The sequence below is a fragment of the Yinghuangia sp. YIM S09857 genome (assembly GCF_051388915.1).
Classification (GTDB): Bacteria; Actinomycetota; Actinomycetes; order Streptomycetales; family Streptomycetaceae; genus Yinghuangia.
The window spans coordinates 284,339-293,963 of record NZ_JBPKBH010000002.1; the positions used below are offsets into that span (position 1 = coordinate 284,339).

The window sequence follows — 9,625 nt, forward strand, 5'->3', positions numbered from 1 at the left end:
CCGCTGCCGCTGGTGCGGTTCGACGGGGACTTCGACCTGCGCAACCGGGTCCCCGGGGACCGCCCCTACGTGCTGACCGCGAGCGTGGAGCGGCCGGACGGGACGCACGCGCAGGTGCGGCAGTTCACGGTCGAGGCGTCGTACGACGGCGGTGCGACGTGGCGCCGCCTGCCCGCGGTGCCGAACGGGAAGGGCTACACCGTGCTCGCGCCGCCCGTGCCGCGGGGCGGCGACGGGTATGTGGCGCTGCGGACTTCGCTGCGCGACGCGGACGGGAACACGTTGCGGCAGACGGTGGAGCGGGCGTACGGGGTTGCCCCGAGGTAGTGCGCGGGAGATGAAGGCGGCCAGGCTCGGTTTCGGGCCTGGCCGCCTTTGTGTCGCCTTGGTCTTGGGTTGTGGGTCGTGCCGGGGCGGTCAACGCGGTGGCGTCAGCGCTCCGTTCCTCCTGGACCGGCCCGCGCCCGCGCCGCTCGGCTGCGGGTGGGGGCAGTGGTCCCGGGTGGTGAGGGGCCACCGTACGAACGTCTCGTCGGGCCGTTGCAGGTAGACGTCGCTGCGGTGCGCGATGACGCCCCCGACCGGCTCGCCGAGGAGCCGGGCGAGGACGTAGCCCGCGGCGAGGCTGGTGACGTCCCGTACGGTTCCCATCGGCAGCAGGGACCTGGTCTCGGCGATGGCCTCGTGTTCGCCCGCCCTGATGACCACGGGGGTGTCGGGCGCGACGCCGTGCGCGGCGATGGCGACGGCGATGTTGTCGAGATCGTCGGAGCCGACCGCGGCGATGGACCTCGCCTTTCCGAGCCGGAGCTTTTCGAGGACCGCGCGGTCGCCGCCGTGGCCGGTCATCACGGGGATGCCGAGTGAGCGGGCGAGGCGGGCGGTCACGGCCTGCGGGTCGCGCTCGACACCGACGACGGGGACGCCGTGGCGCTGGAGTTCGGCGCACAGGCGCAGCCCCACCTGGCCCATGCCGACGACGATGACGTGGTCGGCGCGGGGCAGCGTACGCGGTCCGATGAGGCCGATGAGCTTGGGACCGAGCATGCGTTCGATGACCCCGGCGGTGAACAGCGCGCTGAAGACGAGCGTCGCCAACATCGCGGCGCTGGCGGCCACTTGGTAGCCGTGCGAGTGCTCCGGCGCCTCGGCCGGGCCGACCGCGGCGACGACGCGGGTGGCGTGGAAGAGGGATTCCGCCGGGTGGTGGCCGTGGCCGACGAGCCACGCCCAGTCGGCCAGCAGGACGCCGATGATGCCCAGCAGGCCGATCACCAGCAGCTTGGTCCCGCCGTCGTGCGGGCGCAGTTGGCCGACGAAGTTTCCCAGACGGCGCCGGAGTTGCCGCCGGTGCGGGCGGAACGGCCCGAACTGGGGCCGGGCGTCCCGGACGGTGACGGCCAGGGTGCCGTGCGGGCGGTGGTGGACGGCGGCGGTGGTCGGGTCGATGCAGGGGCCCGCGAGCGCCGGGGCGGCGAGGTCGGCGGGCGAGGTGACGTCGCATTGCGGTAGCAGGCGGGTCAGTTCCTCGGCGACCGTACGGTCGAACACCGTGACGGTGATGGGCACTTGCGGGGCTATGTGCGCGACGGCCAGGGCGTAGCGCAGGGCGGCGACGTCGTCGTGCAGGAGGATGGCCACCCCGTCGGACGCGTCGTGCAGGGCCGCGCGCAGCTCGCTGTCGCTCGGTTCGCCGAGGTGGTGGACGAGGTGTTTGCGCGCCGTCGACGACGCGCAGACGCGGCGGGCGAGGTTGGTGTCGCCGATGACGACGAACGCGCGGACGTCGGGCAGTGATCCAGGCCATGCGGTGGTCACGATGGGGTTCTGTCCCTGGGGTCGCGAACGGGGCCGTCGGCGCAGCACGGAGCGGCACCCGGCGGTGATCAAGCCGGTCAAGGCCCGACGACCCTAGACGGTGGTTCTGCCCGGGGAATAGCCGATACGCGACTCATCGGAGCATGACTTGTGCGGGCTGATCGGGGCTGGGCGCTGCGTGGGTGCGTGGGCTTTCGGGCTCGTTCGTGGTCCCGTCCGTGGTCTCGTCCGTGGTTCACTCACCGACCTGCTCACGGACCTGCTCACGGGCCTGTCTGCAAGCCCGCTCGCGCGCCGGGGCTTCGAGCGTGCGAAGGCTCGCAGAGGGCCCGTCTCAGCCCTCGTTTCCGTCCTTCTTGGGCTGGTTCCCGGTGTCGTTCCCGGTGCCGCCCGGGTCGGCGTTCTCCCCCTCGCCGCCACCCTTGCTCCCATCTTTGACGCCGTTCCCGACGGTGTCCTTGCGACCGCTCGGGGCGCCGGTCCCGTGGCCGTCCCGGTGCCGTTCCTCCACCTGGTCGACGGTCATGTACGCGTCCGTCAGCTCGAAATCCTGGAGGCGCGCTGGGCGTCCCGCCTGAAATCCGGTGCGCACGAAATCGTCGCCCGCGGCGGCGTTGAGCGCCCAGTTCACCAAGACGCGCGTGCGGGCGGTGACGGTCGGCATCGCCATGACGTGGTAGCCGCGGGCCACGACCTGCGCCGGGACGCCCGAGAGTTCGACGCCTAGCGGCTTGGAGACCGCGTCCTTGCCGCCGAGGTCGACGACGAGGCCGAGGTCGCGGTGGTGGTACGGCTTGAGCGCGGTGCCGTGCAGGCGGGCGACCACGTTGTCGGCGAGGACGCGCCCCTGCCGCTGCGCGTGTTGCGCGGTCGGCGGGGTGATCGCGTCGCCGCCCTTGGCGAGGTCGGGGACGGCGGCCGCGTCGCCCGCCGCGAGGACGCAGTCCACCCCGGGGACGGTCAACTCTGCGGTGGTGACCAGGCGTCCGCGCATGGTGTCGGTGGACAGGGTGTCGACCAGCGGGCTCGCGGCGACCCCGGCCGTCCAGATCAACGTGTGGGTGGCCAGCACGCGGCCGTCCGTGAGCGTGACCTTCGTGGGTTCGACCGAGGCGACCGAGGTGCCCAGCGAGAACAGCACGCCGCGCCGCCGCAGCATCCGCATGGCCTTCGCGCCGAGCTTGTCGCCCAGTTCCGGGAGCAGCTTGGGGGCGACGTCGATCAGGTGCCACTCGATCAGCGACGGGTCCAGGCGGGGGTAGCGCTTGGCCGCCGCGGTGGTCAGGCGCTGGAGGCACGCGGCGGTCTCGGTGCCGGCGTATCCGCCGCCGACGACCACGAAGCGCAGCCGGGCCTCGCGTTCGGCCTGGTCGTGGGTGATGGCGGCGAGGTCGAGCTGGGCGATGACATGGTCGCGCAGGTAGGCCGCCTGGGCGAGGGTCTTCATGCCGAGGGCGTGTTCGGTCAGGCCCGGGATGTCGAAGGTGCGCGTGGTGCTTCCCGCGGTGAGGACGAGTTGGTCGTACGGGACGTCGACGATCTCGCCGGTGGTCTTGCGGACCACGCACACCTTGGCGCGCGTGTCGACGCCGATCGCGCCGCCGGGCAGCAGGCGGCTGCGGCGCAGGCGGCGGCGCAGCGAGATGGCGACGGACTGCGGGGTCAGCACGCCGGCCGCGACGTGCGGGAGCAACGGCAGGTAGAGCTGGTAGTCGGTGGGGGTGACCAGTGTGAGGTCGGCCTCGGGTGGGGTGAGGCGGCGTTCGAGCCGGTGCAGGCACTCGGCCCCGGCAAAGCCACCGCCGACCACCACGATCTTCGGACGCGACATGGAGCGCACTCCCAACGTCTGGAGCTTGTTTCGCCGTGCGCGCGGGGACGTACGGCAGGCCTGATGCGGAGCCTACGTAGATCAACTCGCCATCGCCGCCCGACGCGCGGCAACACCGCACACGGCTACCCGACAGGAGCGCGGCGACACACGTCCGGCGCGAAGGTCCCTGACTCGCGCGCCGAGATGCCGCGCTCAGGTGCCGACGTGTCGCGGCTCATGTCCCGCCGCATCCCGGCTCAATTGCCGACGTACCCCCGCAGCACGCAGAACTCGTTGCCCTCCGGGTCGGCCAGCACCGTCCAGCTCAGGTCGTCCGACTGGCCGATGTCCACGCGGGTGGCGCCGAGGGCCAGGACGCGTTCGACCTCCGCGTCCCGGGTGCGGTCGATGGGCGACAAGTCGATGTGCAGTCGGTTCTTGGTCTTCTTGGGACCGTCCGGCACGCGCTGGAACAGCAGCGCGGGCGGGAACGCTCCGGAGCTGCGCGCGTCCGGCGTGCGCTGCACGTCGCTGATCAGCACGTCCCCGTCCTGGTCCTCCTCGATGTGCGTATAGCCGAGCACCGCGCGCCAGAAGTCGGCCAGCCGGTGCGGGTCCTCACAGTCGATCAACAGTTCAGTCCAGACGCTCGCCATCTCCGTACTCTGCCACGCCGCCGCCCCGTTCGCGCCTGTGCGACGCACCCGCGCAGCTTGTTGCGCCGAGAATCGGCCACGCCCACAGAAGTGACTTGAACACGTTCAAAAGCTCGGGCTAGAGTGCCTGACACGCGTACTGAACGCGTTCAAAAAAGGGGTGACCCCCATGGATCTCACCGTGGCGACCTATGCCGTCTACCTGATCGCCGGCATCACCCTCACGCTGTGGGTCGGACGTACGCTCGCCCGCAACGGCCGGGTCTTCCTCGTCGACGTGACGCACGGCGACCGCAAGCTCGCCGACGCGATCAACCGCCTCCTCTCCGCCGGCTTCTACCTCGTCAACCTCGGCTTCGTCGCCCTGCACCTCAGGCTCGGCGGCAGCGTCGACTCCGTCCGCGAGTCCTGCGAGGCGCTGTCGGTCAAGATCGCTACCGTCCTCCTGGTGCTCGGCGCCCTGCACCTGGCCAACGTGTTCATCCTCGGCCGCATCCGGCGCCGCACGCTCGCCGAGCACCAAACCGTGCCGCCCGTCCCGCCGCAAGGCTGGACCAGCCCGGCCGTCGGGGTGTGACCCGATGACCGCATGGACCGGCGTAGGGGGCCTCCACGGGGGTGCGGCCCCCTACGCCCTGCCCGCCGCCCCGACCGTCCCGCCCATCCGCCGCATCACCGTCCTGTACGACTCGCGCTGCCCGCTGTGCACCGCCGTCAGCCAGTGGCTGGCCCGCCGCCCCAAGCTCGTCGCGATCGATCTCGTCGCCGCCGGCTCGGCCCGGGCCCGCAACCGCTACCCGGACCTCGACCACGAGCGGACGCTGCGCGAGATCACCGTCGTCGGCGACGCCGGCCAGGTCTACTCCGGCGCCCACGCCTGGGTCGTCTGCCTCTGGGCCCTGCGCGGCTACCGACCCCTCGCCACCCGCCTCAGCACCCCCACCGCACTCCCCCTCGCCAAGGCCGCCGTGGTCGCCGCGGCGAAGATCTCCGCCGCGACCCGCCGCGCGTCCGAAGACTGCGCAGGGGACTGCGGACCGCACGATTAAGGTTCCTCGGGTGGAAACCGACCCCCCAGCGTCCCGAACGCCCCCAGCGCCGCCCCCCGCGGACGACAACACCGGCGACGAAGCCCCAGGCGCTCCCAAAGCGAGCAAGAGCGAACAAACCCGCTCCCTCATCCTGGAGACCGCACTACGCCTCTTCCAGGACCGCGGCTACGACAAGACCACCATGCGCGCCATCGCCACCGAAGCAGGCGTCTCGGTCGGCAACGCCTACTACTACTTCGCGTCCAAGGAACACCTGATCCAGGGGTTCTACGACCGCGTCACCCGCGACCACATCACCCTGACCCGCGAACGCCTGCGCGGCCGCACGGACTTCGCGTCCCGCCTCCAAGTCACGCTGGAGGCTTGGCTGGACGTCGCCGAGCCCTACCACGGCTTCGCCGTGCAGTTCTTCCGCAACGCCGCCGACCCCGACAGTCCGCTGTCCCCGTTCTCCGCCGAGTCCTACCCGGCCCGCCAGACCGTCGTCGACCTCTACCGCGAAGTCCTCGCCGGTTCGACGATGAAGCTCGACGCCGAAATGGCGGTGATACTCCCCGAGTTGCTGTGGCTCCACCAAATGGGCATCGTCCTGTTCTGGGTCTACGACCGGTCCCCCGACAGCACCCGCACCCGCGACTTCGTCCGCCGCACCACCCCCATGGTCGCCCGCGTCACCACGTTGTCCCGCTACAAGCTCATCCGTCCCCTCGTCCGCGACGCCGAGAAGCTCGTCCGCGACTTCATCGTCCCCGAGGGCATCGAGCACGCGACTCCGAGCTGAGGCTTGGTTCCGCAAAGCGGCAACGCGGGGCCGGTTCCTCGGCGCCTGTCTTCGCGGAGGCCGTTTCCTACCCGGTCAGATCCTGCACATCCAGTGGCCGTCCGTGGCCCATGCGGTGTAGCGGCGGGCGGTGAGGGCCGAGTTGTCGTCAAGGTGCCGCCGGCGAGGATGTGGCGGAGGCCGGCGACCACCGGGTCGAGGCGGCGGACGAGGTGGCCGGGCCTGTGCTTCAGATCCTCCGGCCGCCCCGTGCGGCAGCGGCGGGCCGCCGGCCTCGGCGTCGCCGGTGGCGAACCCGCCGCGGACCACCTGCGGTGTCGCCCTCGCCGGGAGCCCGGCGACGGGGGTGCGCGATCCGACGGTCAGCGTCCCCGCGGACATGCCGTCCAGTTCCCTCCGCCACGTGCGCAGGCGCTCCTCGGCGCGCTGTCGCGTGGCGGCATCCTCGTGGCCGAAGGCGGTGCGGAAGGCACTGGCCAGCTGCCCGCCGGGGTAACCGGTACCGATCTCAACGCGGTTGGTGCCCATAGCCGACGTGGCGGGTTACGCCCCCGCGCCCTTCGGGTCCCGAGCCCGGTGCTCTGCTGACCGAGCTACACGCCGTCACTTCGGCGTCCAGGCCAGGAAGGCCGCAGGGCGCAGGGCGCAGGCCAACGGGATATCCCTGGACCTGGCGTGGTGTCAGTTCACGTCGACGTGGTCCACCAGGGCAAGGAGGTTGGTGAGCACGCGCACGCACGAGTCCAGGTCGGCCGCGGTCAGTTCGCCTCCGACCTGCCGCAGTTCGCTGTGCTCGCGTGCCAGGACCGTGCCGACCGCCACACGTCCGGGGTCGGTCAGGCGGATCAGCGGCGAGCGCTGGTGAGCCGGGTTCGGAACGGACTCGACGTACCCGAGGGCGGCGGCGTCGTTGACCATGCGCTGGACGAACTGCCTGCTGACCGAAAGGGAACGGCCGATGTGCGGGACGGTCAGCGGTGTGTCGTACGCCCGCAGCACCTCAAGCACGGTGCGAACTCCGACGGACATCCCCTCGATCGTCTCGGAGGCCTCCACCTTGCGGTACGCGCGCCGGTAGAGCGGGCCTACGAGCGCGAACACCTCGGCGAGCCGGGTGGCGAGCTCGTCGGGCGGCAGCGGGGCGTCGGCGTTCTCGGGCTTCTGCTTGGTCACGGGACCAGGATGACACCTCAGTCCCCCGAATGACACCTGAGTTGTCATAATCATCGGAAGATGGCACCTTGGTTGTCATGATGCTCTCCTCGGAACTGAAGTGGTTCACCAGCGACGACGGCGAACTCGCCTACCGCGACGAAGGCGCGGGCCACCCGGTGGTCCTGCTGCACGCCGGGTATCTGACGCACGAAATGTGGGACGCCCAGGTGTCCGCGCTTGCCGCGGACCACCGCGTCATCGCCCCGGACGCGCGCGGCCACGGCGACTCGGCGAACGCGTCCAAGCCCTTTCGCCAGACCGACGATCTGGCCGCGCTCCTCCGCCACCTCGGCATCGGCCCGGCGGTGCTCGTCGGCATCTCGATGGGCGCCGGCATCGCGGTCGACACCGCGCTCGAACACCCGGAGCTCGTGGCCGGCCTGGTGATCAGCGGTGCGGGTACGTCGGAGCCGGAATACTCCGACCCGTGGGCGTTGCAGATCTTCGCCGACCAGGCGACGGCGATGGCCACCGGCGACGTCGAGGGCTGGTTGAGCGCCGCCCTGCGGAGCGCCGCCGGCCCGACCCGCGAGTTCGCCGACATGGACGCCGAACTGATGCGCAGACTCCGCGAGATGACAGTGCGTACGGTCTCGAAGCACACCCTGGACGAGGAGAACGTCACCGTTCCGGTCACCGACACGTGGTCCCGCGCGACCGGGATCACCGTGCCGATCCTGGCCATCCACGGCGCGTTGGACAGCCCGGATCTGATCGGCATGGCCGAACGACTCGTGGACAACGCGCCGCACGGCCGCTCCGCGACGATCGACGGGGTCGCGCACTACCCGAACATGGAACGCCCGGACGAATTCAACATGCTCGTCCGGGAGTTCCTGCGCGACGTGTACGGGGCGGCCCGCTGACATCATGAGGTCGGCAGACACCGTCCCCGGGTCGGCCGTATACGCGGCCGGGGCGGCCCCGTGCGGAGGGCGGCCGGACTGCGATCGTCTGCGCGCCGCGAGGCGGACCCCACACGGGAACACGCGCCCCGATCGGCACCGGGGCCGCGCCCGGGCTCAGCGGCCCAGGTACACCGGCAGTTCGGCCAGGGCGTTGTTGAGGTTGGAGCGGACGCGGCGGGGCTCGCCGGTCAGGTCGATGCGCGGGTAGGCGGCGATCAGCTCCTCGAAGAAGACGCGGCCCTCCAGACGGGCGATGTGCACGCCCAGGCAGAAGTGCTCGGCGAAGCCGAAGGACAGGTGCGGGTTCGGGCGCCGGAAGATGTCGAAGCCCTGCGCGTCCTCGAACACCTCCTCGTCGCGGTTCGCCGACGTGTAGTACATCGCGACCTTGTCGCCCGCCTTGATGCGCACCCCGCGCAGTTCGACGTCCCGCGTCGCGGTCCGGCGGAAGTAGTGCAGCGGGTTCGCCCAGCGCAGGATCTCCTCGACCGCCCCCGGCACCAGCGACGGATCCCGGCGCAGCGCCTCGAACTGGTCCGGGTGGGTGAGCAGCGCATGCAGCCCCGCCGCCAACATCGTCTTCGTCGTGTCGTTCCCGGCGGTGACAAGCTGCATGAAGAAGGAGCCGAAGTCGGCGTCGGTCATCGCCCTGCCGCCGAACTCGGACTCCAGGATCAGCGTCGTCAGATCCTCACGAGGCTCCTCGACCCGGCGGCGTGCGGCGAACCCGATGGCGTACGCGACCATCTCGCGTGCGGCGGCGCCCGGGCCGTAGCCGTCCCCCTCGGTGCCGCCGACCTCGGGATCCTGTTGGCTGGTGGTCCGTTCCGCGAGGCGGTGCAGGTGGCTCCAGTCCTCTTGCGGCAGGCCCATGAGCTCGCCGATCACCTGCGTCGGCAGGCCGGCGGTCACGTCGTGGACGAATTCGACGTCGCCGTCCGACCGCGCGAAGATCTCCCGGCAGATCTCCCGGATCCGCCCCTCCATCTCCCCGACGACCTTCGCGGTGAACGACTTCACCAAGGGCTTGCGGTACGCCCGGTGGCGCGGCGGGTCCATCGCCAGCAGGGTCCCGCGCAACGCCGCCAGGCGGGCCTCCTCCATGTCCTCCAGAACCACTCCGCCGGTCTCCGCCGAGAACAACTCGGGGTGCTGGGAGACGTACTCGACGTCGGCGTGCTTCAACACCGCCCAATAGCCGGGCTCACCGGGCATGTCCTGCCAGAACACCGGCTGGGTGCGGCGGAGTTCGGTGAACAGCTCGTGCGGCGGGCCCGCGACGTACAGATCGGGCGTGTAGATGTCGGGCATCGCGGTGGTCATGGCGGGACTCCTCCGGAGGCGGTTGCACATCAAGGGTGTTCGGGGACGACGGGGCCGGC

General features: G+C 71.2%; 9 protein-coding genes, 1 tRNA gene and 1 pseudogene. 5 read left to right on the plus strand and 6 right to left on the minus strand.

Translation table 11 applies throughout. From position 1 onward, the window contains the following. A pseudogene (locus ACRX5S_RS04485) lies at positions 1-327 on the plus strand (peptidase S8); the annotation flags it as partial. Positions 328-417: 90 nt separating this feature from the next. On the opposite strand, the gene ACRX5S_RS04490 reads toward ACRX5S_RS04485, so the two are convergent. The 3 genes from ACRX5S_RS04490 to ACRX5S_RS04500 form a co-directional block, all read right to left on the minus strand. Beyond that, a complete protein-coding gene (locus tag ACRX5S_RS04490) occupies positions 418-1,818 on the minus strand; it encodes a potassium channel family protein (RefSeq protein WP_436771408.1) in 1,401 nt (466 codons plus the stop codon). Between the two features lie 334 nt (positions 1,819-2,152). Beyond that, positions 2,153-3,649 carry an NAD(P)/FAD-dependent oxidoreductase gene (locus ACRX5S_RS04495; protein ID WP_436771409.1) on the minus strand — a complete coding sequence of 499 codons (1,497 nt, stop codon included), beginning with the start codon at positions 3,647-3,649 and terminating at the stop codon, positions 2,153-2,155. Between the two features lie 239 nt (positions 3,650-3,888). Continuing rightward, positions 3,889-4,287 carry a VOC family protein gene (locus ACRX5S_RS04500; RefSeq protein ID WP_436771410.1) on the minus strand — a complete coding sequence of 133 codons (399 nt, stop codon included), beginning with the start codon at positions 4,285-4,287 and terminating at the stop codon, positions 3,889-3,891. A gap of 169 nt (positions 4,288-4,456) precedes the next feature. On the opposite strand from ACRX5S_RS04500, the gene ACRX5S_RS04505 reads away from it, so the two are divergent. The 3 genes from ACRX5S_RS04505 to ACRX5S_RS04515 are packed head-to-tail and all read left to right on the plus strand — an operon-like array spanning position 4,457 to position 6,120. Beyond that, on the plus strand, positions 4,457-4,864 hold the full coding sequence (locus ACRX5S_RS04505) for a hypothetical protein (protein WP_436771411.1): 408 nt from the start codon (positions 4,457-4,459) through the stop codon (positions 4,862-4,864). 4 nt (positions 4,865-4,868) lie between these two features. Further along, entirely contained in the window at positions 4,869-5,336 is a 468-nt protein-coding gene (locus tag ACRX5S_RS04510) for a thiol-disulfide oxidoreductase DCC family protein (RefSeq protein ID WP_436771412.1), read from the plus strand. 10 nt (positions 5,337-5,346) lie between these two features. After that, positions 5,347-6,120 carry a TetR family transcriptional regulator gene (locus ACRX5S_RS04515; RefSeq protein WP_436771413.1) on the plus strand — a complete coding sequence of 258 codons (774 nt, stop codon included), beginning with the start codon at positions 5,347-5,349 and terminating at the stop codon, positions 6,118-6,120. A gap of 530 nt (positions 6,121-6,650) precedes the next feature. Here ACRX5S_RS04515 and ACRX5S_RS04520 read toward each other — a convergent pair. Then, positions 6,651-6,723: transfer RNA gene (locus ACRX5S_RS04520), tRNA-Pro, on the minus strand. Between the two features lie 78 nt (positions 6,724-6,801). After that, positions 6,802-7,293, minus strand: coding sequence for a MarR family winged helix-turn-helix transcriptional regulator (locus ACRX5S_RS04525; RefSeq protein ID WP_436771414.1), 492 nt, complete (start codon positions 7,291-7,293; stop codon positions 6,802-6,804). Positions 7,294-7,370: 77 nt separating this feature from the next. On the opposite strand from ACRX5S_RS04525, the gene ACRX5S_RS04530 reads away from it, so the two are divergent. Then, positions 7,371-8,201, plus strand: a complete 831-nt coding sequence (locus tag ACRX5S_RS04530) for an alpha/beta fold hydrolase (RefSeq protein ID WP_436771415.1) — start codon at positions 7,371-7,373, stop codon at positions 8,199-8,201. Between the two features lie 156 nt (positions 8,202-8,357). On the opposite strand, the gene ACRX5S_RS04535 is transcribed toward ACRX5S_RS04530, so the two are convergent. Next, positions 8,358-9,566: a cytochrome P450 gene (locus tag ACRX5S_RS04535; RefSeq protein ID WP_436771416.1), complete on the minus strand. Its 1,209-nt coding sequence runs from the start codon at positions 9,564-9,566 to the stop codon at positions 8,358-8,360. Positions 9,567-9,625 lie beyond the last annotated feature (59 nt).